Source organism: Tardiphaga robiniae, from assembly GCF_013359755.1.
Lineage (GTDB): Bacteria > Pseudomonadota > Alphaproteobacteria > Rhizobiales > Xanthobacteraceae > Tardiphaga > Tardiphaga robiniae.
Map to the genome: position 1 here is coordinate 146807 of NZ_JABMCJ010000092.1, position 22923 is coordinate 169729.

Annotated in this window: 21 protein-coding genes; 9 read left to right on the top strand and 12 right to left on the bottom strand. The window is 63.4% G+C overall.

Translation table 11 applies throughout. The annotated features are described in order from the left end of the window. Positions 1 to 254: 254 nt before the first annotated feature. Both HP556_RS22655 and HP556_RS22660 read right to left on the bottom strand, forming a co-directional pair. The gene (locus HP556_RS22655) at positions 255 to 620 is read right to left on the bottom strand and encodes a DUF1304 domain-containing protein (RefSeq protein WP_089262707.1); all 366 of its coding nucleotides are present in this window, start codon (positions 618 to 620) and stop codon (positions 255 to 257) included. Between the two features lie 174 nt (positions 621 to 794). Then, a complete protein-coding gene (locus HP556_RS22660) occupies positions 795 to 2549 on the bottom strand; it encodes a phosphodiesterase (protein ID WP_175368620.1) in 1755 nt (584 codons plus the stop codon). 207 nt (positions 2550 to 2756) lie between these two features. Here HP556_RS22660 and HP556_RS22665 point away from each other — a divergent pair, with 207 nt between their 5' ends. Further along, positions 2757 to 3083: a hypothetical protein gene (locus tag HP556_RS22665; RefSeq protein ID WP_175368529.1), complete on the top strand. Its 327-nt coding sequence runs from the start codon at positions 2757 to 2759 to the stop codon at positions 3081 to 3083. 15 nt (positions 3084 to 3098) lie between these two features. Here HP556_RS22665 and HP556_RS22670 read toward each other — a convergent pair whose 3' ends face one another. The 3 genes from HP556_RS22670 to mtgA all read right to left on the bottom strand — a co-directional run bounded on the left by HP556_RS22670 (position 3099) and on the right by mtgA (position 5149). After that, entirely contained in the window at positions 3099 to 3767 is a 669-nt protein-coding gene (locus HP556_RS22670; protein WP_175368621.1) for a hypothetical protein, read from the bottom strand. 235 nt (positions 3768 to 4002) lie between these two features. Next, complete coding sequence (gene rpmF / locus HP556_RS22675) at positions 4003 to 4188, bottom strand: 50S ribosomal protein L32 (RefSeq protein WP_068732923.1); 186 nt, start codon at positions 4186 to 4188, stop codon at positions 4003 to 4005. Positions 4189 to 4486: 298 nt separating this feature from the next. Next, positions 4487 to 5149, bottom strand: coding sequence for a monofunctional biosynthetic peptidoglycan transglycosylase (gene mtgA / locus HP556_RS22680; RefSeq protein WP_175368622.1), 663 nt, complete (start codon positions 5147 to 5149; stop codon positions 4487 to 4489). Between the two features lie 168 nt (positions 5150 to 5317). On the opposite strand from mtgA, the gene HP556_RS22685 reads away from it, so the two are divergent. The 3 genes from HP556_RS22685 (at position 5318) to HP556_RS22695 (ending at position 8727) form a co-directional block, all read left to right on the top strand. Then, entirely contained in the window at positions 5318 to 6244 is a 927-nt protein-coding gene (locus HP556_RS22685; RefSeq protein ID WP_089262697.1) for a polyprenyl synthetase family protein, read from the top strand. A gap of 13 nt (positions 6245 to 6257) precedes the next feature. Next, positions 6258 to 6956: a DUF1345 domain-containing protein gene (locus HP556_RS22690; protein ID WP_175368623.1), complete on the top strand. Its 699-nt coding sequence runs from the start codon at positions 6258 to 6260 to the stop codon at positions 6954 to 6956. Between the two features lie 166 nt (positions 6957 to 7122). Further along, the gene (locus HP556_RS22695; RefSeq protein ID WP_175368624.1) at positions 7123 to 8727 is read left to right on the top strand and encodes a Na+/H+ antiporter; all 1605 of its coding nucleotides are present in this window, start codon (positions 7123 to 7125) and stop codon (positions 8725 to 8727) included. Positions 8728 to 8793: 66 nt separating this feature from the next. Here the strand turns inward: HP556_RS22695 and ispG are convergent, their stop codons facing one another. The 4 genes from ispG to HP556_RS30515 form a co-directional block, all read right to left on the bottom strand. Continuing rightward, positions 8794 to 10077 (bottom strand): flavodoxin-dependent (E)-4-hydroxy-3-methylbut-2-enyl-diphosphate synthase, encoded by a 1284-nt coding sequence (gene ispG, locus HP556_RS22700; RefSeq protein ID WP_089262692.1) that lies wholly within the window; start codon positions 10075 to 10077, stop codon positions 8794 to 8796. A 49-nt stretch (positions 10078 to 10126) separates the two neighbouring features. Next, positions 10127 to 11041: a DMT family transporter gene (locus HP556_RS22705; protein ID WP_093759721.1), complete on the bottom strand. Its 915-nt coding sequence runs from the start codon at positions 11039 to 11041 to the stop codon at positions 10127 to 10129. Positions 11042 to 11083: 42 nt separating this feature from the next. Next, complete coding sequence (locus HP556_RS22710; protein WP_092139844.1) at positions 11084 to 11569, bottom strand: Fur family transcriptional regulator; 486 nt, start codon at positions 11567 to 11569, stop codon at positions 11084 to 11086. 158 nt (positions 11570 to 11727) lie between these two features. Then, positions 11728 to 12699, bottom strand: a complete 972-nt coding sequence (locus HP556_RS30515; protein WP_175368625.1) for a helix-turn-helix transcriptional regulator — start codon at positions 12697 to 12699, stop codon at positions 11728 to 11730. Between the two features lie 276 nt (positions 12700 to 12975). On the opposite strand from HP556_RS30515, the gene HP556_RS22720 reads away from it, so the two are divergent. The 4 genes from HP556_RS22720 (at position 12976) to HP556_RS22735 (ending at position 17204) form a co-directional block, all read left to right on the top strand. After that, complete coding sequence (locus HP556_RS22720; protein WP_210269289.1) at positions 12976 to 13821, top strand: outer membrane protein; 846 nt, start codon at positions 12976 to 12978, stop codon at positions 13819 to 13821. 180 nt (positions 13822 to 14001) lie between these two features. Beyond that, complete coding sequence (locus HP556_RS22725; RefSeq protein ID WP_093759716.1) at positions 14002 to 14481, top strand: MarR family winged helix-turn-helix transcriptional regulator; 480 nt, start codon at positions 14002 to 14004, stop codon at positions 14479 to 14481. Beyond that, on the top strand, positions 14474 to 15628 hold the full coding sequence (locus tag HP556_RS22730; RefSeq protein WP_175368626.1) for an HlyD family secretion protein: 1155 nt from the start codon (positions 14474 to 14476) through the stop codon (positions 15626 to 15628). Before HP556_RS22725 ends, HP556_RS22730 begins: the two co-directional genes overlap by 8 nt. Positions 15629 to 15632: 4 nt before the next feature. Continuing rightward, positions 15633 to 17204 (top strand): DHA2 family efflux MFS transporter permease subunit, encoded by a 1572-nt coding sequence (locus HP556_RS22735; RefSeq protein WP_089262678.1) that lies wholly within the window; start codon positions 15633 to 15635, stop codon positions 17202 to 17204. A gap of 205 nt (positions 17205 to 17409) precedes the next feature. Here the strand turns inward: HP556_RS22735 and pcaG are convergent, their stop codons facing one another. The 3 genes from pcaG to pcaF are packed head-to-tail and all read right to left on the bottom strand — an operon-like array spanning position 17410 to position 19960. Next, positions 17410 to 17991 carry a protocatechuate 3,4-dioxygenase subunit alpha gene (gene pcaG, locus HP556_RS22740; protein ID WP_175368627.1) on the bottom strand — a complete coding sequence of 194 codons (582 nt, stop codon included), beginning with the start codon at positions 17989 to 17991 and terminating at the stop codon, positions 17410 to 17412. Beyond that, positions 17991 to 18692 (bottom strand): protocatechuate 3,4-dioxygenase subunit beta, encoded by a 702-nt coding sequence (pcaH, locus tag HP556_RS22745; protein ID WP_068732948.1) that lies wholly within the window; start codon positions 18690 to 18692, stop codon positions 17991 to 17993. The genes pcaG and pcaH overlap by 1 nt, the downstream gene beginning before the upstream one ends. 59 nt (positions 18693 to 18751) lie before the next feature. Next, the gene (pcaF, locus tag HP556_RS22750) at positions 18752 to 19960 is read right to left on the bottom strand and encodes a 3-oxoadipyl-CoA thiolase (protein ID WP_175368628.1); all 1209 of its coding nucleotides are present in this window, start codon (positions 19958 to 19960) and stop codon (positions 18752 to 18754) included. Positions 19961 to 20192: 232 nt separating this feature from the next. Between pcaF and mutS the strand changes: the two genes are divergently transcribed. Further along, positions 20193 to 22916: a DNA mismatch repair protein MutS gene (gene mutS, locus HP556_RS22755; protein ID WP_175368845.1), complete on the top strand. Its 2724-nt coding sequence runs from the start codon at positions 20193 to 20195 to the stop codon at positions 22914 to 22916. Positions 22917 to 22923: the final 7 nt, after the last annotated feature.

The following is a 22923-nucleotide window of genomic DNA, read 5'->3' on the forward strand; positions in this document are numbered from 1 at the left end:
GAGATGGGCACTTTCCTTAACCTCTCCCCGCTCCCGGCGAAGCGAAGCTTCGCTAGGTGGGAGAGGTCGCCGCGCCTTCGCGGCGGGTGAGGGGCCATGCACACGGGTTGACCCTAACTCCGTCGGTGCGGGTCAGTGAGCCGCTGCGCAGTTTGTGCGATCCGAGGGCGAGGGTTTGTCGCGGCTGCGTGCCATGCCCCTCATCCCACCCTTCTCCCCGCAAGCGGGGAGAAGGAGACGCGCGGCGCTCCGGGCTAACTTGCCAGCCACAACACGATCAGCGCCAGCGCTGCCGGCGCGGCCTGCACATAAAGAATGCGCTTGCTCACCGTCGCTGCTCCATAGGCGCCGGCGACGATTACACAGAGCAGAAAGAACGCCTTGATCTGGAATGCGAAGGCGGGCGCGGAATGCAGCAGGCCCCAGATCAGACCGGCAGCGAGGAAGCCGTTATAGAGGCCCTGATTGGCCGCGAGCACCGCGGTGATCTCGGCCTTCTCGGGCGTGTTCCTGAAGGTCTTCAGGCCCTGCGGCTTCTGCCAGAGAAACATTTCCAGCACGAGAAAATAGATGTGCAGCGCCGCGACCAGCGCGGTCAAAAGATTACCGATGAAGTTCATGATGAGGCCCCATAAAAAAGCTGTCATTCCGGGGCGGGCCGGCGCCGAAGGCGACGGGACCGAACCCGGAATCTCAATGTGTTCGTACTATATCGGGATTCCCCACCACTCCCATTGGAGTGGCTGAGGTTCGCCCGCAGCTAACGCTGCGTTCGCCCCGGAATGACGCGTGAACTATCCCACCGCCGGCTTCGGCACCGTCGCCGGGTCCAGCCACGGACGCGCGGATGAGGCGAGGCCGGTAAGGCGACCCTGAATGTAGTCGCAGCCCCAGTCGCGCAGCATCAGGCCGGACTCCTCGTCCTGCACCCATTCGGCGACGGTCTTGATGCCCAGCCGGTGGCACAGATCGATCAGGGTCTGCACGAAAGCGCGGTCGTCGGCGGAATGCGCGATGTTCTGCACGAAGGCGCCGTCGATCTTGACGATGTCCACGCCGAGCTTGCGCAAATTGCGGAACGAGGTGTAGCCGGCGCCGAAATCGTCGATGGCGATGCGGCTGCCGAAATTCTTCAGCCGCGTGACAAAGCCGCGGACGTCGTCGAGGTCCTGGATGGCCACGGTCTCGGTGATCTCGACGATCAGCCGCTGCGCGACGCCGGGATGGGCCGCCATCATCGACTCGATGGAGGTCCACCAGTCCGGGTCCATCGTCGTGTCCGGCGAGATGTTTAGCGACAGCTGCACATCCGGCGCGGCGGCGAGCTCGGCGACGACGAGTTCGAGCACGCGGTGATCGACCAGCCGGATCAGGCCGAGCTTCTCGGCGACAGGCACGATATCCGGCGCCAGCAGCAATTGCCCGTCATCCTGCTTCATGCGCACCAGCGCTTCATAGAAAGCGGGGGTGCGGCTGTCGGCATGCATCACGGGTTCGAAGGCCGTGACGATACGGCGCTCGTTCAGCGCAGTCACGATCTCGTCGGTGACGCGGATATTGACGCGGCGCTGCGCATCGCGCTCCACATTCGGCCGCCACAAAGCAAAGCTGCCGTGGCGGCGGCGCTTGGCGCCGTTCAGGGTTTCCTGCGCGCGGTTGACGGCTTCGTTGACGTTCTGCGCATAGCGGGGAACGCTGACGGCGCCGATGGTGGCGGTCACCGAGACCGGGCCGGATTGCGTCGGAATGACGTCGTCGCGGATGCCGACCAGAAAACGCTCGGCGGCGATCGTGGCATCGTCAACAGTGCAGTTCTTCAGGATCAGGCCGAACTTGTTGCCGGAGAAGCGGCCCATCACGTCGCCGCCGCGCAGCCGCGCGCGAATCCGCCTGGCGATCTCGACGATCACTTCGTCGGCGATATCGAAGCCGAAGGCGTCGTTGATCCGGGCCAGATGATCGATGCCGATCAGCATGAAGGCAAAGGACGAGCGGAAGCGCGTTGCTTCCTCGATGGCTTCGGCAAGCGACGCCAGAAGATGCGCACGATTGAGTTCGCCGGTGACGGGATCGTGCTGCGCCAGTTTCAGCAGTTGTTCGTCGCGGGCATGGCGTTCGCTGTCGATGCGGACGACGCCTTCGACGCGCACTGCTTTGCCCGCGGCATCGGCACGGCAATTGCCGCTCTCCTCGATCCACAGCACGGCGGCGGTGGTGGACGCGCGTAGTCCGTATTCGATCCGGTAGGTGCCGCCGCCGGAAGCGAGTGCCTTGGCCAGTGCCTCGGTGCGAATGCCACGCTGCGGCTCAATCAGCGTCGCAAGCTCGGCGCCGCTGGCGATGGTGGCCGGGGAAATGTCGGTGAAGATGGCGGCGGCCTGGTCGGTCCAGGTGATCCGGTCGCTGGCAATGTCCCAGATGAAGGCGGCCTGGCCGAGTGCGGCCAGAATCTCTGCTGCCTGCGGCTCGGAAGCGCGACCTGCCTGCAAGGAAGAATCGGCGCTCTGGGAAACAGCGGATGTCAAAGTCGCCTCGTTTTGGGACGTCATCGGGTGATTCGCCCCCCGACAATACGGCTCAGATCGCTACAATCGTTAGTCAAAGTTCCTAAAGACTTAAGAAAGTGTAGCCGGGCAGGCCTTCGCAAACCTGATGAGGCCTCGATCTGAGTTGTGGAGAGCCGCGGCACGACCCTTGCGACGCAGAGGGTGGAGGGGCAACCCTCGTCCCGTATTGAGACGCGAGCACTGTTAACGATGTCGATTTCCGCGACCCGCGCTTACGCCACGACGCCGCAGCCGATGCGGCGCGCCGGCGATTTCGTGGTCGAAAAAGAGTCGGTCATCGTGGAGGCCGTCGCGCTAACGCGGCTTGAGCCGGTGCAGCATACCACCCCGGTGTCGTCGCGCGTGGCACGGCCCGACGCATCTTTCATTGCGCATCTGATCGCGACGGCCGAACAGGCACCGCAAACGCGGGTGCTGCGCCGCGCTGATGTGGCGGATGTGGAGGCGGCTTACCGGTCGGTGGCAAATATGTATGTTGCGGGATCGGCGATCAACCGCACGCAGCGTATGGCCTGACTCGGCACTCTCCGCTTACGTCTTCGGCTTGTCGTCCGGCGACGCGACGCCACCCGGCTGCAAATCCGGTGACGTGATTTGCGGCGACGTATGCGCCACGACTTCCGGGACCGGGGTCGGCTCAAGTTTCGGCTCGATCCGTTCGAGCTTCTCGATCTTTGGCTCCGGACGATCGGTCAACACGGCTTCGGCGACGGACGTCGCGGCCGGAACGTGAGCGGGCGGAGGCGTCGGAGCGACCGGCGCTGGCGCAGGCTCATAACGCGGTGCCGGCTCCGGTGCATAGACCGGCGCGGCGGCGCGGCGCGGACGGCGAGCGCGGAGCGAGATGCCGGCGAGGAAATCCACCATCGCCGTCAGGGTGATCAGGAAGAAGGTCGCGTTGCCGAATTTCGGCAGCATCACGAATTCAGTAGCTGCCGCGCCGAACACCAGCAGCGACAGGAAATGATCGGTGAAATATTTCGGCGCCGGGCGCGCGGCGCGCATCACTTCGAGCCACAGCAAGAGAATGCTGAGCGCAACGAGCAGGTCGTTGAGCGTCACCATCCAGATGTCCTTGGACATCAGCGTGATCGGGAAGAGGGGGATCGGACCCGACAGCGCGAGGTCGGGCATCAGGAAGGCGATGATGTTGCAGATCGCCACTGGAATCAGCAGCAGCGGGAAACCGATCGACGCCATCGAAGGCCTTCTTTGCGAGCGAGAGAACCAGAACGCATGTGGGCGATGCAGGACATCACCGGGACAACGCATTAGCTCCAGAGTTGGAGCGAATTCGGGCGGAAAACCAGTTCAGAATTATAGTCTGAACAGCTTTCTCGGCTTGCCCGCTGGCGCTTCGACCCGCCTGACCCGGACCTTACGTGGACGAGCGAAGGCGGCGCCACCTGACGTGGCGCTGCCCTCCATCCAGTGGTCAGGATTCTTTCTTCACCTTCAGAACCTGACGACCCTTATACATGCCGGTCTTCAGGTCGAGGTGGTGCGGACGGCGCAGTTCGCCGGAGTCCTTGTCCTCGACATAGGTCGGGGTCTTGAGTGCGTCAGCCGAACGACGCATGCCACGCCGCGACGGCGATGTTTTTCTTCTCGGAACGGCCATAGGAAAAGTCCTTGCAGGTTCTTGGCAGATGGTTTCGATCGGCGCCCGGTGACAGGCGGCCAGCACAGAACGCGCGGGCAAAATCGCTGATAAGGCCGGGCTTATAACGGAATGACGACGCGATGGCTAGGGCGGGGCCGCGGGAATTTTAGGGCAAATGGGGCCCCGAACTCGTCGTTCCGGGACAGGACCGGCGGCAAAGCCGACGGGCATGGGCCCGGAACCTCGAAGTGTTTTGAACATATCGGGATTCCGGGCTCGTTCGCAGCTGGCGCTGCGCCTGTCCCGGAATGACAGCCTAGTTCCAGCACCTCTGCAGCTCCGCCGCCTGCGCCCGCGCCATATAGGTTCCCGCCAGACGCCGCACCCCCGGCCCCGGCGTCCGGGCGCTGCGGGTGACCGGATTGGGTAGGATCGCCGCCAGAAGCGCGGCTTCCCGGGCCGACAGGTTTGAGGCCGGCCGATTGAAGGCATATTCGGCGCCGGCCTGGGCGCCAAACTGCCCGGATGGGCCCATTTCGGCGATATTCAGGTAGATTTCCAGGATCCGCTGCTTGGACAGCATCAGATCGACCCACATGGCCAACGGGATTTCGAGGCCCTTGCGGATCACGCTGCGGCCCGACCACAGGAACAGGTTTTTCGCCACCTGCTGGGTGATGGTGGAACCGCCGCCGGAAACTTCGCCGTCCTGGGCGTCCTCAATGGCATTTTGCAGGGAATCCCAGTCGATGCCGCGATGGCTGCAGAATTTGGCGTCTTCGGACGCGACCACGCTGCGCGGCAGGGCCGCCGACATGGCCTTGAGGGCAACCCAGGTCCGCTCCACGGGGGAACCAGTGATCCAGCGCCAAGCCATCAGCGCCGAAATCGGCCGGCCGACGGCATAAAGCGGCGTCAGCAGATAGGGCAGCGCGACAAGCAGGATCCCGATCAGGATGAGGCGGCGGATGAGGCGCAAGAGGGGCGTTCCCGGTCGGAGCTATGCCGCTGATAAAGCGGGCTTTCCCCGCTCTTTTCAAGCCGGTTAAGCTTGCCGCGACCAATCGCGGCGGGACGCCGCAGGCGCAATTGACGTGGCCTTTGCCATAGAGGATTGTCCGGCCAAATTGTTCTGGAGCTATTCTTAATGTCGACCGGTGCTTCCACCAAAGATTTTGCCTCGCGCCTGGACCAGACCGCGGACGATACCGAAGCCGTACTGACCAAAGTGCTCGCCGATGGCGTGCTACCCGATGAAATCGCCCGGCCGAAGCGGCTGATGGATGCGATGCGTTACTCCTCGCTCGGCGGCGGCAAGCGGCTGCGTCCGTTCCTGGTGGTCGAGAGCGCGGCGGTATTCGGCGTGCATCGCGAGCAGGCGCTGCTGGTTGGCGCCGCCCTCGAATGCATCCACTGCTATTCGCTGATCCATGACGACCTGCCGGCGATGGACAACAGCGACCTGCGCCGCGGCCGCCCGACCCTGCACAAGGCTACCGACGACGCCACCGCAATCCTCGCCGGTGACGCGCTGCTGACGCTGGCCTTCGACATCGTCACCCGCGACGAGATCCATTCCGATGCGACGGTGCGCCTGCTGCTGACCCGCGCGCTGGCGCGCTGCGCTGGTTTGGGCGGCATGGTCGGTGGCCAGATGCTCGATCTCGCCGGCGAAGGCCGCTTCGGCGACAAGGGTCCGGTGGACGTCGCGCGTGTTCAGCAGATGAAGACCGGTGCGCTGCTGCGTTACGGCGTCATCGCCGGTGCGCTGCTCGGCCAGGCCACGCAGAAGGAATACAAGGCGCTCGACGATTACGGCCGCGCGCTCGGCGAAGCCTTCCAGATCGCCGATGATTTGCTCGACGTCGAAGGCGACGCCGCGGCGCTCGGCAAGCCCGCCGGCGCCGATGCCGCGCTCAACAAGACCACCTTCGTGACGCAGCTTGGCGTCGAAGGCGCCAAGAAGCGTGTCGCCGATCTGATCGCCACCGCCGACGCATCGCTGTCGATCTTCGGCGCCAAGGGCGACGTGCTGCGCGCCGCCGCCCGCTTCGTGGCCGAGCGCAAGAACTAAGGAAGCCCTGATCATGTCGGAGACGGGCAAGGATCTCGATGAGCTCCTTGTCCGTTTTCGCAAGATGCCGGCGCCGCTCCGCGTCGTCTATGGGCGACCGCGCACGTTTCTGGCGCTTCTGATCGGCATCATCGCGTTCTTCGTCCTGCCGTCGTCGCTGCGGCTGGTGACGCGTCTGCTGATCGGCTGGGACGTGTTCATCGCGTTCTATCTCATGCTGGTCTACGGCATGATGCTGTCAAGCGGCGGTCAGAAACACATCCGCCGCAACGCCGCCCTGCAGGACGATGGCAGTTTCATCATCCTGCTGGTGGCAGCCCTGGGTGCCTTCGCCAGCATCGCGGCCATCGTGTTCGAACTTGGCGAGGGTCATCGCACGGGCTGGGAGTTGACGCTGGCGATCGTCACCATCGCCTCGTCCTGGGCCGCCGTGCACACGACCTTCTCGCTGCATTATGCCCATCAATTCTATCGCGGCGCCAAGCCCGGCGGGCTGGCATTTCCGTCTGGCGATGACGACACGAAGGAACAGCCCGATTATTGGGACTTCGTGTATTTCTCTTTCGTCATCGGCATGACCGCGCAGGTCTCCGACGTCGGCATCACCGTGAAATCCATCCGCCGCACCGCCACGGCCCACGGCATCGTCTCCTTCATCTTCAATACCGCGCTGGTCGCGCTGATGGTCAATATCGCGGCAAGCGCGATCTAGGCTCGACCTCTCAGCCGTCATTGCGAGGAGCTCTTGCGACGAAGCAATCCAGTCTTCCTCAGCTTGTGGTTTCTGGATTGCCGCGTCGCTTCGCTCCTCGCAATGACGGATACATTGACCTCACTTCCCATCCGGGCAAATTAGGCGTGTAGAGGATGCCGCCCGCGTGGAAGCCAAATTTCAGATTTTCCTGGTTTTGATCGCTGCGCTCGCAGGTACGGCGTGGCTGGCCAAGCGCGTCAGCATCGCCCCCGCGATCCTGCTGCTGCTGGCCGGCATTGCACTGGCCTTCGTGCCGGGCATGCCCTCGATCCAATTGCCGCCGGATGTGGTGCTGCTGGGCGTGCTGCCGCCGCTGATCTATTCGGCCTCCGTCGCCATGAGCTGGCGCGAATTCCGCGCCAACCTGCGCATCATCACGCTGCTGGCGGTGGGCTGCGTGATCTTCACCGCGTGCCTCGTTGCCACGGCGACGCATTTTCTGATCGGGCTGCCGTGGTCGGTCGGCTTCCTGCTCGGCGCCATCGTCGCGCCGCCGGACGTGGTGGCGCCGCTGGCGATTGCGCGAAAAATCGGTCTGCCGCGCCGGATTCTGGTGGTGCTGGAAGGCGAGGGTCTCGCCAATGATGCGACGACGCTGATCCTGTATCGCTTTGCAGTGGTGGCGATCACCACCGGGGCGTTCTCGCTGCCGAAGGCGGCCGGTACCTTCGTCGCCATCCTCGCCTGCGAACTCGTTTTCGGCCTCGCCATCGGCTGGATCAGTCTGCGCATGCGTCACCGCGCGCGCGATCCGCAGGTCGAAATCACGCTATCGCTGCTGACACCCTATGTCGCCTATCTCATTCCCGAACATTTCGGTGGCTCCGGCATCATCGCCACTGTGGCCTGCGGTCTCTACATCTCCTGGAACGGCCCGCTGCTGATCTCGGCGGCGACGCGCCTGCAGGGCATCTTCTTCTGGGACTTGGTGATCTATCTGGTCGAAGGCCTGCTGTTCCTTTTGACCGGCTTCCAGATGCGGGCGCTGATCGAGAAATCGAAGGCGTTTCCGTTTGCCGAGATCATGTGGGCCACGGTGCTCGTCACCGTCGTGATCATCGTGGCGCGTTTCGTCTGGGTCTATGCGGCGATTTATGTGCCGCGCTGGCTCAGCGCAGACCTGCGCAAGCGCGATCCCGCGCCGAACTGGCAATGGACCTTCGTCGTCGCCTTCACCGGCGTGCGCGGTGCCGTATCGCTGGCCGCAGCGCTGGCGCTACCATTCACGCTGGTCTCGAACGAAGGCTTTCCGTCGCGCGACCTGATCCTGTTCGTCTCCTTCAACATCATTCTCATCACGCTGGTTGGCTTCGGCCTGTGCCTACCCATCGTGGTGAAGTGGCTCGGCGTGACCAAAATCGGCCGCGAGGAATATATCGCCGAGCACGAGGCCGAGCTCGCGACACGCCGCGAGGCGCTGGCCACAGCCCTGGCGCGGCTCGATGCCATGACCGACGATCGCGAACTGTCCGACGAGGTCGTGAAGCTGCTGCGCGCGCGCCATGAAAGCCGCTCGAACCAGTTGCCGGGCGAACTCGATCCCGACGTCGACGTCTCGGCGGTCGGCATCGATTTGGTGCGCGAACTCATCAAGGCCGAGCGCAAGTTCATCCACGCGCAGCTGCGTGACGGCAAGATCACCGACGAGAGCCGCCGCCGCATCGAGCGCGATCTCGATCTGGAAGAGGCGGGGCTGAGCAATCGCGAGTTTCGGCGAATTCCGCTATAGCGCGGTCAAACGAAAATGGCCGGGACGATGCCCGGCCGTTCAATTCAACCTACGTAATTGTGCGACTTACTCGGCCGCGGTCACGACTTCCGGTGCCTTGGCGTTGGCGCCGTAGCGCTGGTCGATATAGTCGATCACCAGCGCCTTGAAGTCGGCCGCAATGCTCGGACCGCGCAGGGTGCGGAATTTCTCGCCATCGACGAACACCGGAGCGGCCGGGCTTTCGCCGGTGCCGGGCAGTGAGATGCCGATATTGGCGTGCTTGGATTCGCCGGGGCCGTTGACGATGCAGCCCATGACCGCAACGTTGAGGTTTTCGACGCCGGGATACTGCGTCTTCCAGCCTGGCATCGAGTCGCGGATGAAATCCTGGATCGAACGCGCCAGTTCCTGGAACGTGGTCGAGGTGGTGCGTCCGCAACCGGGGCAGGCTGCAACCAGCGGCACGAAGGTGCGGAAGCCCATGGTCTGCAGCAGCTCCTGCGCGACCTGAACTTCCACCGTGCGATCGCCGCCGGGCTCGGGGGTGAGCGAAATGCGGATGGTGTCGCCGATGCCCTGCTGCAGCAGAATGCCCAGCGCGGCCGAGGAGGCGACGATGCCCTTCGAGCCCATGCCGGCTTCGGTCAGGCCAAGATGGATCGCATAGTCTGAGCGCGACGCCAGCGTCTGATACACCGCGATGAGGTCCTGCACCGCCGAGACCTTGGCGGAGAGGATCATCTTGTTCTTCGGCATGCCGAGTTCTTCGGCGCGGGCCGCCGACAGCAACGCCGACTGCACCATCGCTTCACGCGTCACCGCGCGAACGTCTTTCGGATTCGCGGACAGCGCGTTCTCGTCCATCAGCTTGGTGAGCAGTTCCTGATCGAGCGAACCCCAGTTCGCGCCGATGCGGACGGCCTTGTTGTTCTTGTTGGCGATCTCGATGATGTCGGCGAACTGGCTGTCACGCTTGCTCTTGAAGCCGACATTGCCGGGATTGATGCGGTATTTGTCGAGCGCCGCGGCGCAGGCCGGATATTCGGCGAGCAGCTTGTGGCCGATGTAGTGGAAGTCGCCCACCAGCGGCGTGGTGATGCCCTGCTTGTCGAGCGCCTCGCGGATATGCGGAACGGCGGCGGCAGCCTCGTCGCGGTCGACGGTGATGCGGACCATTTCCGAGCCCGCGCGCGACAGCGCTGCGACCTGGTCGATGGTGCCCTGGATGTCGGCCGTGTCGGTGTTGGTCATCGACTGCACGACGATCGGGGCGCCGCCGCCGACAGCGACGTTGCCAACCATGACCTGTGTGGTGAGGTGCCGGGGCGCCGGACCGGCGATATCAGACGGAATTTCAATCTTGTTCATGGGGTCTCGAATATCAGATTTAGATGACATCCAGCAATGCGTTAGTGGCCTAGGCCCTGACCGGTCGGTTAACGAGGACCAGCCCGGCAACGACCAATAACGCAGCGAGGCCGAAGGCGGGGGTCAGGTGGTCGCCCATGATGAGATAGCCTGCCGCGACGCCAAACAAAGGGGTAATGAAGGTAAAAGCCGACAATTTGCTGGCGGAATAGGTCTTGATCAGCCCGAACCAGAGCAAAAACGTGAAGCCGACCACCCAGAAGGCCTGAAACGAGAGCAGGGACAGCGCCAGCGGACCGGGAACCCGGGTCACGGTCTCGCCCGCCAGCAGCGCCGCCAGGCCCAGAATCGGGACAGACAGCCCGACCTGGTATCCCAATGCCTTTTCAGGCGCGACGTAGAGCAACGGGGTCGTTTTAACCACCAGCGTGGTCGCGGCCCATAGCCCCGCACCGGCGACGATCATCAGATCCCCGATCAGCACATCGGCGGTGACGTCCGGCTGCGGGACGCCGATCGCGACGGCGACACCGGCAAAACTCACCGCGAGTCCGGCCCATTGCACCGGGCGCAGGCGTTCGCCCAGGAATTGATAGGAGCCGAAGGCCACGAAGAACGGCATCGTGTAGAGGAAAACCGCGGCGCGTGAGGCCGTCGTGAATTGCAGGCCGTGAAAGATCAGCACGAATTCGATGCCGAACAGCACGCCGGCAAACAGGCCCGCTTTCAGCGTGCCGTCGCGTTCGAACAGCTTGACGCCGCGCATGCGCGCAATGGCCAGGATGACCAGCAGTGCGCCGGCCGAGCGCAGCATCGCCTGCGTGTAAGGCGGGATATCGTGCAGCACCAGCTTGATGGCGATCTGGTTGAAGCCCCAGGTCAGGCACAGCATCAGCACGAGGGCGATGGCGCCGGCGGTGAGTGCGCGTCCGCCGGGTGGGCTGATGATGGTTTCTGCAGACATGAAGCCTCGGGCCCGGCTTGTCGCCGTGTTGTTATGGGATCATCACGCCTGACAGTGCGCGCAGGTTCCGGTGATTTCGACAACAGACAGTTTTGGGACGAAGCCAGTCGTCCGTGCGGCATCATTCAGGCTCTGCGCGACTTTCGTTGCGGGCACTTCGCCGACCGACCCGCACTGGTCACAGATCAGAAACGCGACCATCGAGGCCGTGCCGTGGTCGTGCGCGCAGGCCAGGAAGGCGTTACGGCTCTCGATGCGGTGAACGAGGCCGTTCTCCATCAGGAAATCAAGTGCGCGATACACGGTGATGGGCGCCGGACGCGAAGTGGTCTTGGCCAACTCATCGATGATCTCGTAGGCCCCAAGCGGCCGATGGCTCGCGAGCAGCGCTTCAAGCACCTGCCGGCGGATCGGGGTCAGCTTTTGCGACCGGGCTGCACAGACATGCTCGGCATGATGCATCGCGTCCGCCGTACAGCGGTCGTGATCGTGGCCAGGAGCCGGGAAAGTTGGTTTCGGAACTGCCATATGGAGGTAGCTTAACCCGTTGGGTGTGATTGTGCCCGTCTTTTTGGCGCTGAGCCCCAGTCTTACACCAAATCCTGCGCCGCCAAACGACGAGCGTTCCCTGCAGATGGGGGGACAGTCGGGCGATTGCAAAGGTTGAACGGGCGATACCGGGCCGATCAGGTGGAGCTTTTGCGCTCCTGGCGCAGATCCGATGGCGAGGTGGCATATCGGCGCCGGAATGTCCGGTTGAAATACGACAAATCGTTGAAACCGGCCTCGTCCGCGATCTTCCCGATCCGCTCATCGGCCCGCAATGGGTCGAGTAGCAATGCATGAGCAAGGGCCAGACGCCGTTCGAGCAAATATTCCGACAGGCTGAGGCCGTGTTCGCGAAACAGCTTGCGGACATAGTCCGGCGAGATTTTCTGAGCCGCCGCCAGCGTTTCGGCCGAGAGGTCGTGATTTCCGAGGCCTGCTTCGATGGCTGCCTTGATCGCCTGCAAGCGCAGCATGCGGGTGCTGGAAGGTGGAGATGTCTCGGAGCGGTTCTCGCAACCGATTGTCAGAAGTGCGATCAGGCTACACAGATCGGCCACGACATGGTGCTGAAGATGGGTGGGGGCGGACCCGTCGAGGTCGATTGCTTCCTGAGAATGCGCCATCAATAGCCGCAACGTCTGAGCCTCCAGGAGGACAGGTCGCATGAGCCAGGCGCCGAGATTGGGCACCTTGATCGACAGTGCAGCACGGTCGATCTGAACGATCAGATGCTGCGTCTCACAAGATGACGTATGCCAACCGGCGTCCCTGGTTGTCATCAAGACTGCATGGTCCTGCTCGATGATTTCTTCGCGGCCATGCTGCGATGCGCGGGCACGACCTTTCAGAACGACCGCAAACACAACATCGTCGGGCGACGACGCAGTCGCAGCATCCGGCATGCGATCGTTCGCCGGAAATCCTGTGCCGATAAAAACAATCGCGCCCGGCAACCTGTGCAAAGCAGTATCGGCCGAAAACGGGGAGTCCGTCGGAAGAGGGGATTCGACGTTGAATGTCAGGCGCCCGAATTGAAGCTGCGGCGTCAGATTTTCCGAGGTCGCCTCGATCGAGGAATCGGGCGCTTCGGGACCGGGCCTTGAAGTCACGAGGATCAGTCCTGCAAGCATTGAACTATATCTTGGTCGTGCCAGTACGGATCGCGTTCATATTCATCGCTTTGCTGCGTCTTTGGGCGGTTTCTCTTTTGATAGTTCGCGATGCGCCATGTGGCCTGAACGCAACAAGCAGAACGAATTGCGGTGCCAGTCTCGCCCAGTCCTGCCGCGTCGCGTCCGTTCCAAGTCGCTGATGTCTCATTCAACTACACATCATCGAAGCAGGGCCTTGGGCCTGCCTTCGTTGATCTGTTGCTGAGGAGACTGATGGTGAAACGTACCGTATTGGCCGCTGCAGGCCTCGCCATCATGGCGTTTTCGTCGACCGCCGGCGCTGCGGATCTGTCGCCCCGCATGTACGCCAAGGCGCCGGTTCTGGTGGACCCCGGCATCAACTGGACCGGATTCTATGTCGGCCTCAACGGCGGCTACAGCTGGGGCAAGGGCGACGCCACTTTCCTGCCAGGCACCGCCTTTGCGTCGCCGGTCAAGCAGGACGTCAATGGCGGCCTCGGTGGCGGCCAGATCGGCTATAATTGGCAGCTCGATCGCACATGGGTCGTCGGTCTCGAAGCCGATATCCAGGGGACCGGTGAACGTGGCAGTGCGAACTCTCCGGTGAGTTCGCTGCGGACCACGTTGCCCGGCGGTGACTTCAATCTGTTGACGCAGACATCGGCAAACAGCTCATGGAGCTTCCCGTGGTTCGCCACATTCCGCGGCCGCGTCGGCCTGCTGGCAACGCCGGATCTGCTGCTTTACGGTACCGGCGGTCTGGTTGTCGGTGAGGTCAAATATTCCACCCAGACGACAGTAACGGGCCAGATCTTCGGGCCGGGCTCTGCTGGCACGACACCGGCCAGCGCCGCCGTGACGATTCCTGGCACGCTGCTGTCGGAATCGCAGACCCGTGTCGGCTGGACCCTGGGCGCCGGTCTGGAAAAGAAGTTCGGCACCAACTGGTCGGCCAAGCTCGAATATCTTTATCTCGATCTGGGCTCGGCGACCTATTTCGGAGGGACGGCCAACCAGACCTCGGTCGGCTTCCATGACCACGTCTTCCGCGCCGGCATCAATTACGCCTTCAGCCCGGCTGTTGTGGCCAAATACTGACCCTTTCGACCCTCCTGACGACTTCAAGCCCGGCCTCGTGCCGGGCTTTTTGCTGTGCCGCCCATTCTGGGGAGGTCCGGGAGATCTAGCCATGCGCTTGTCGCGGGGCTGCGTCGTATCGTCCACCGATGCATTATTCATAAGCTTGCTTATAATAAGCTAAGTTTACGGAGCCCCTCCATGTCCTGCCAGCCTGACACCGGCACCGATTTCCTGTCCGCCTTGTTCGAGACCCAGCGCATGTTGCGGCTGCTGGCCGACAAGGAAGCGCGCCAGTTCGGCATGACCCGCGCCCAATGGGCGGTGCTCGCCAAGGTCGAGCGCAATGAGGGGCAAAAACAGACCGATCTCGCCGACGCCATGGAAATGGCGCCGATCAGCCTGACGCGGCTGATCGACAAGCTCTGCGACAGCGGCCTGATCGAACGCCGCAATGATGACACCGACCGCCGCATCAAGCGCCTCTATCTCACCGAGGCCGCGCGCCCGCTGACGGCAAAGCTGGCGGTGCTGCGCGGCAACCTGATGCAGGTCGCGTTCGGCGGCGTGAGCGAGGCCGACATGCACCAGCTGGTCGCGCATCTGGAAACCATCAAAGACAATATCCGCGCTGCGCTGAGCCCCGCAGCCACAAAGACCAAGGAACAAGTCTATGGCTGAGCCCGTGCTGAAATTTCCCGACAAGGATGCGCCCGAGGGCGGATCCGATGGCGCCGCGACCACGCAGCGTCAGGGCGCAAAAGGTTTCCTGAAGCGCTATAGGCGAACGTTGCTGCTGGTCGTACTGCCTGCCATCGTTCTTGTTGGCGGCGTCGCCTTCTATCTGTCGGGCGGTCGCTATGTCGGCACTGACGATGCCTATGTCGGTGCGCAGAAGGTGCTGATCACGCCGGATATCTCCGGCAAGGTCGACAAGGTCGTGGTGCGCGAAGGCCAGCATGTCAAAGAAGGCGACGTGCTGTTCGAGATCGATCCGGTGCCGTTCCGGCTGGCGCTCGACGATGCCAGGGCCAAGCTCGCCCAGGCCAAGACCACCTATGACAACCTCGTCAGCAACGTGAAGATCTACGGCCAGATGCAGGATCTGGCACAGCAGGGCGTCGACTTCAAACAGCGCGACGTCGAACGCAAGTCGACCCTGGTCAAGAGCAATTTCGGCTCGCAGCTCGATCTCGACAATGCGGCGACGGCGGCGGTGACCGCGAAAGCGCAGCTCGAACTCCTGAGGCAGCAGCTCGCGACCTCGATGAACCAGCTGCTCGGCAATCCCGACCTGCCGCTGGCCCAGTTCCCGCCTTACGCGCAGGCGCAGTCGGCGCTCGATCAGGCGCAGCGCAATCTCGACCACACTGTGCTGAAGGCGCCGATCTCCGGTGTCGCGACGCAGGTCGACAACATCCAGCTCGGCCGCTTCGCCATGGCCGGCACGCCGATCCTCACGGTGATCGACGACAACAGGCCGTGGGTCGATGCCAACCTGAAGGAATCCGATTTCACTTACATCGCCGTCGGACAGACTGTGGAGATCGACGTCGATGCGTTCCCGAACCACGCCTTCAAGGGCACTGTCGGTTCGCTGAGCCCTGGCACCGGCGCGCAATTCGCGATCCTGCCGCCGCAAAACGCCACCGGCAACTTCGTCAAGGTGGTGCAGCGCGTGCCGGTGCGGATCTATCTCGATTATGCAGATCCCTTCGTGAAGCGACTGAAGGCCGGCATGAGCACTTACACGACAATCGATACCAAGCATCATCGCTCGCTGGCGGGCCTGCTCGGCCTGTCATCGGCCAAGGCTGCTCAGGACTGATCCCATGAGTACGTCGGCGCCATCTCCCAGTGCGGTCCCCGGCTTTCGCCGGAATATGGTGACGATCTGCGCCATGACCGCGACCATCATGCAGGCGCTCGACACCACCATCGCCAATGTGGCTCTGCCCTATATGCAGGGCACGCTGTCGGCGTCGCAGGATCAGGTCAACTGGGTGTTGACGTCCTACATCGTCGCGGCGGCGATCATGACCGCGCCGGTCGGCTGGATCGCCAATAGATTTGGCCGCAAGAAGATCTTCATCGTCTGTTCGGCGGGCTTCACGGTCGCCTCGGTGCTGTGCGGCCTCGCACAGGACATCAACCAGATGGTCGGCTTTCGCCTGTTGCAGGGCGTGTTTGGCGCGGCACTCGTGCCGCTGTCGCAGGCGGTAATGCTCGACAGTTACGCGCTGCATGAACGCGCCAAGGCGATGTCGATCTGGGGTATGGGCGTGATGCTCGGCCCGATCATGGGGCCTTCATTGGGCGCCTGGCTGACTGAAACCTATTCCTGGCACTGGGTGTTCTTCGTCAATCTGCCCTTCGGCATCGTCACGGTGTTTGGTCTGCTGGCCTTCATGGACGAGACCAAGACCAATGCAGAACTGAAATTCGACTGGTTTGGCTTTGGCGCGCTGGCTATCGGAATCGGTGCGATGCAGCTCGCGCTTGACCGCGGCGAGCAACTCGGTTGGCTCGAATCCAACGAAATCGTCATCGAGGCGATCGTCTCGATTATCGGCTTCTATTATTTCTTCGCGCATTCCTTCACGACCTCGAAGCCGTTCATCCAGTTCGCCATCTTCAAGGACAAGAATTTTGTCGGCGGCTGCGTGTTCATGGCTGTCATGGGGCTGGTGTTGTATTCGACGATGGCACTATCGTCGCCCTATCTGCAGAACGTCATCGGCTATCCGATCCTCACGGCAGGTCTGCTGCTGGCGACGCGTGGCTCCGGCACCTTCGTGGCGATGATGCTGGTCGGGCGCATTATGAAATATGTCGAGGCGCGTACACTGATCATGGTGGGAATGGCGCTGATGTCGGTGTCGCTGTTCTTTACGTCGATGTGGACCGACCAGACCGGCGTGCCGGAGATCGTCATCGTTTCGATCGCGCAGGGATTTGGCCTCGGTCTCGTCTTCGTGCCGCTGTCCACCGTGGCGTTCCTGACACTGCCAAATCATCTGCGCACCGACGGCACCTCGATGCTCACGCTGCTGCGCAATGTCGCGAGTTCGATCGGCATCTCCATTGTAATCGCGCAGCTCACCTCAAACACCCGTATGGCCCATGCGGTGCTGGTCGAGCACATCACGCCGTTCAGCAATGCGCTGCAGATGCCCAATGTCACCAGCGCGATCAACCTCGCCACCGACAGCGGCCGCGCCATGATGGACGCCATCGTCACGCTGCAGGCCACGATCATCGCCTTCGGGTTGGATTATCAGATGGTGATGCTGGTGACGCTCTGCGCGATTCCGATGGCGCTGATCATCGGCTCGTCCAAGGCGACCTTGCGCGCGCAGGCGGCGAAGCCGGGCGCGGATGAGCATCCGGCGGTGATGGAGTAATTGAAGCGGAGACGCTGATGGTTTCCCTCCCTCAAGTCCAGCGAAGCTGGACGCAGTGGGGAGGGGCGGCCGATAGGCCGGGGTGGGGTCTCTCCCCAAGCGAGGACGCCGTGTGTGGCTCCCCACCCGTCTCGACCGCTTCGCGGTCGATCCACCCTCCCCACCTGCGCGGCTCCGCCGCTTTGGGGGAGGGATAAGAGAGACATCACACGTCGAAGAACACCGTCTCGTTGTCGCCTTGCAGGTGGATATCAAACCGATACACGCCAGGCGCCGTCTTCTTCGCGATGATCGTTGCGCGGCGGTCGGCCGGCACGAGGTTCATCACGGCGTCGCTCGCGTTCGCCGCTTCGTCCTCGAAATAGATGCGCGTCATCGACTGCATCGTCATGCCGCGGCCAAACACGGCCATCACGATATGCGGCGCCTGCGGCTTGCCGTCATGGCCGGGCACGGCGCCGGGCTTGACAGTGTCGAACGAATATTCGCCGGCATCGGTGGTGCCGGAGCGGCCGAAACCCCTGAAGCTCGAATTCGGCAGCCCGCGGGTATCCTGCGGATCGGCGAAGCGGCCCTGCGCGTCGGCCTGCCAGATTTCCAGCACGGCATCGGGCACAACCTTGCCATCGCCGTCATAGATCACGCCTTCGATGCGGATCTTGTCGCCGGTGACATCGGGCGTCAGCAGGTTGTTGGTGAAGGCGTCGTTCCAGGCGTATTCGCCGTTCGGTGTCAGGCCGTAGGCATAGAACGGACCGACGGTCTGCGACGGGGTAATTCCGGGCATCAGTGATTCTCCGTCGGGGTAGCGTTGCGGCCGCGCAGCACGATATTGAAACGATAGGCCAGCGCCCAGCCGGGCTCGGTGACGTCGAGGTCGAAATCCGACACCATGCGCAGGCGTGCCTTTTCGTCGGTGACCGAGTTGAAGATCGGGTCGAACGGAAACAGCGGATCGTTCGGGAAATACATCTGCGTCACGAGGCGCGAGACGAAGGAGTGGCCGAACACCGAGAAGTGGATGTGGGCAGGGCGCCAGGCATTATGGTGATTGCCCCACGGATAGGCGCCGGGCTTGATAGTGACGAACTTGTAGTTGCCCGCGGCGTCGGTGACGGTGCGGCCGGCGCCGGTGAAGTTCGGATCGAGCGGCGCGGGATGCTGGTCCCAGACATGCACGTAACGTCCGCAGGCATTGGCCTGCCAGAGTTCGACCAGCGTGTTCGGCACGCCGCGGCCGTCCTCGTCCATCACCGTGCCGTGCACGATGATGCGTTCGCCGAGCGGCTCGCCCGCATGCATGGTGGTGAGGTCATGATCGCCGGGTCGTACCGTCTCGTGGCCATAGACCGGTCCTGTCGTTTCCGACAGTGTGTGAGGCATCAGGATGCGCTGCTTCTGCGGCGCGCGCTTGATGGTGCTCTTGTAGCCGGGTGAGAGGCGCGGCGCGTGCGCCGCATTGCTCTCGACGGGATAGATTAGCGTCATGCTGGTTTCCCCTTTGGCCGCCGCGGATCCCGCGGCGGCTTGCTTGTGGACGTAGTTTTTTAGTTCAGTTTCTCGATCGCCATGGCGACGCCCTGGCCGACGCCGACGCACATGGTGGCGAGCGCGAGCTTGCCGCCGCGCTTCTCCATGCCGTGCACGGCGGTCATCGCGAGGCGGGCGCCGCTCATGCCGAGCGGATGGCCGAGTGCGATGGCGCCGCCATGCGGATTGACGAAGTCAGCGTCTTCCTTGACGCCGAGCTGGCGCAGCACCGCGATGCCCTGCGACGCGAAGGCCTCGTTGAGCTCGATCAGGTCGAAATCGCTGATCTTCAGACCGAGACGCTCCATCAGCTTCTTGGTCGCCGGCACGGGGCCGATGCCCATGATGCGCGGCGCGACGCCGCCCGAGGCGAGGCCGAGAATGCGGGCGCGGGCCTTGAGGCCGTGCTTCTCGACCGCAGCGGCTGAGGCGAGGATCATGGCGCAGGCGCCGTCATTGACGCCCGAGGCGTTGCCGGCGGTGACCGTGCCGTCCTTGCGGACAATCGGGCGCAGCTTGGCGAGGCCTTCCAGCGTGGTTTCGGGGCGCGGATGCTCGTCCTTGTCGACGGCGATCGGGCCGGCCTTGCCGCCGGGCACCATCACCGGGATGATTTCTTCGGCGAAATAGCCCGAAGCGATCGCCTTGCCGGCGTTCTGCTGCGAGCGGATCGCAAAGGCATCCTGGTCGGCGCGGGAGATCTGGAAATCCTGCGCGACGTTTTCGCCGGTCTCAGGCATGGCGTCGACGCCGTATTTTTCCTTCATCAGCGGGTTGATGAAGCGCCAGCCGATGGTGGTGTCGAAGATTTCCGCCGAACGGGAGAAGGCTTCGGTGGCCTTGCCCTGCACGAATGGCGCACGGGTCATGGATTCGACGCCGCCGGCAATGGCGAAATCGATTTCACCGGCGCGGATAGCACGGGCGCCGGCGCCAACGGCATCGAGGCCCGACGCACAGAGGCGGTTCAACGTGGCGCCGGGAACGGAATCCGGCAGGCCGGCCAGCAGCGCGGCCATGCGGGCGACGTTGCGGTTGTCTTCACCGGCCTGGTTGGCGCAGCCGAAATAGACTTCCTCGACGGCAGCCCAATCCACGCCGGGATTGCGGTCCATCAGGGCTTTAATGGGGGCGGCGGCGAGGTCGTCGGCGCGAACTTTGGCAAGGGAGCCGCCGAAACGGCCGATGGGGGTGCGGACGGCGTCGCAAATGAAGACATCGCTCATCAATTCTCTCCCTGGAGACTGCATCCGCGCTCGATTGCCGGATTTTCGCGGTGGTTTTAAGAACCCCCGCTGACCCGGTCAAATGCTGCCGCTGGATGGCAGCGTTGTCCTTGGAATTGCGGATATGAAATCGCAGTTGACTTGTCAACTGCCTCGCCGCGGTGGGGAAAACTACGGTTTGCGACAGCTGCGGGTGGGATCGGCGGAGCAAAATTTGCTAGCGTCCGCCGCCATGACGATCCAGCAGCCCATTACCGCCCCAGAACCCGCTCCCCGCGTGGATGACACCGCAAAAGTGTCTCCCATGATGGAACAGTACCTCGAGATCAAGGCCGCGAATCCCGGCCTCTTGCTGTTCTACCGGATGGGCGATTTCTACGAGATCTTCTTCGAGGATGCGGAGGTCGCCTCGCGCGCCCTGGGCATCGTGCTGACCAAACGCGGCAAGCATCAGGGCATGGATATCCCGATGTGCGGCGTGCCGGTGGTTCGCGCCGATGATTATCTGCACCGCCTGATCTCGCTCGGCATCCGTGTCGCCGTCTGCGAACAGATGGAGGATCCGGCCGAGGCGAAGAAGCGCGGCGGCAAGAGCGTGGTCCGCCGCGACGTCGTGCGCGTGGTCACGCCGGGCACGCTGACCGAAGAAAACCTGCTCGACGCGCGGGCCAATAATTATCTGCTGGCGATTGCGCGCAGCAAGGGCTCAAGCGGTGCGGATCGCATCGGTCTGGCCTGGATCGATATTTCGACCGCCGAATTCATTGTCACCGAATGTGCGACAGGCGAACTCGGCGCGACGCTGGCGCGGATCAATCCGAACGAGGTGCTGGTTACGGATGCGCTCTACAGCGATCCTGATCTCAGCCAGTTGCTGCGCGAATTGCCGGCGGTGACGCCGCTGACCCGTGACGTGTTCGATGGTGCCACCGCCGAGCGCCGGCTGTGCGATTACTTTGCCGTCGCCACCATGGACGGCCTCAGCGCCATGTCGCGGCTTGAAGCGACCGCTGCGGCGGCGTGCGTCACCTATGTCGAGCGCACCCAGGTCGGCAAACGCGTGCCGCTGTCGCCGCCGACCCACGAAGCGGTCGGCACCACCATGGCCATCGATCCGGCGACGCGCGCCAATCTCGAACTGACGCGCACGCTATCAGGCGAGCGCAAGGGCTCGCTGCTGGATGCGATCGACTGCACCGTGACCGCGGCTGGATCGCGGCTGCTGGCGCAACGGCTGGCCGCGCCGCTGACCGATGAAGCGGCCATCGGCCGCCGGCTCGATGCCGTCGCGAGTTTCGTATCGGACAGCGGGCTGCGCGACGATCTGCGCTCGGCCCTGAAGACCGCGCCGGACATGTCCCGCGCATTGGCCCGCCTCTCTGTCGGCCGCGGTGGTCCGCGCGATCTCGCCTGCTTGCGTGATGGTGTGCTTGCCGCCGATCAGGTGCTTGATCGTCTCGGCGTCATCGACAATCTGCCAGCGGATATCACGGCTGCCATGGCCGGCCTGCGCCGTCCGTCGCGTGAGCTCGCGGCGACCTTCGCCCGCGCACTGGCCGACGATCTTCCGCTGCTGAAGCGCGACGGTGGTTTTGTCCGCGAAGGCTTCGAGGCCGCGCTCGACGAGACCCGCAATCTGCGCGACGCCTCGCGCCTCGTGGTCGCTGCGATGCAGGCGCGGTATGCCGACGACACCGGTGTGAAGGGTCTCAAAATCCGCCACAACAACGTGCTCGGCTATTTCGTCGAAGTCACCGCGCAGCATGGCGACAAGTTGATGCAAGCCCCGCTGAACGCGACCTTCATCCACCGCCAGACGCTGGCCGGGCAGGTGCGTTTCACCACCTCCGAACTCGGCGAGATCGAAGCCAAGATCGCCAATGCCGGCGACCGCGCGCTCGGGCTCGAGCTCGAAATTTTCGAACGGCTGTCGGCGATGGTCGCCGAGGCGTCGGAAGATCTGCGCGCTGCGGCGCATGCTTTCGCGCTGCTCGATGTTGCAACGGCTCTGGCGAAGCTGGCGGTCGATGACAACTATGTCCGCCCCGAAGTCGACAACTCGCTGCTCTTCGCCATCGAGGGCGGCCGGCATCCCGTCGTCGAACAGGCGCTGCGCCGCGACGGCCAGCCGTTCATCGCCAATGCCAGCGATCTGTCGCCCGGGCCGGGGCAGAAGTCCGGCCAGATCTGGCTGATCACTGGTCCGAACATGGCCGGTAAGTCGACCTTCCTGCGCCAGAACGCTTTGATCGCGCTGCTCGCGCAAATAGGCAGTTTCGTGCCGGCCTCGCGCGCCCGCATCGGCATTGTCGACAGGCTCTTTTCGCGCGTCGGCGCCGCCGACGATCTGGCGCGCGGCCGTTCGACCTTCATGGTCGAAATGGTCGAGACCGCCGTCATTCTCAATCAAGCGACCGAACGTGCGTTGGTGATCTTGGATGAAATCGGCCGCGGCACTGCGACCTTCGACGGTCTATCGATCGCCTGGGCCGCGATAGAGCATCTGCATGAGAGCAATCGCTGCCGCGCACTGTTCGCAACGCATTATCACGAGCTCACCGCGCTCTCCGCCAAGCTGCCGCGGCTGTTCAATGCCACGGTGCGGGTCAAGGAATGGCACGGCGACGTGGTGTTCCTGCACGAGGTGCTACCCGGCTCAGCGGATCGCTCCTATGGCATTCAGGTGGCCAAGCTCGCGGGCCTGCCGCCGGCGGTAATCGCGCGCGCGAAGTCGGTGCTGGCCAAGCTTGAAGCGCAGGATCGCGGCCAGAGCGCCAAGGCGCTGATGGATGACCTGCCGCTGTTCGCAATCACCGCGCGTGCACCGGTCGAGGCGGCTCCTCCGTCGGAGGCGGAATTGCTGATGGACGCCGTGAAGGCGCTGCATCCCGACGAGATGTCGCCAAGGGAGGCGCTGGATGCGCTCTATGCGCTGAAGGCGAAACTGCCGAAGTAACATTCTC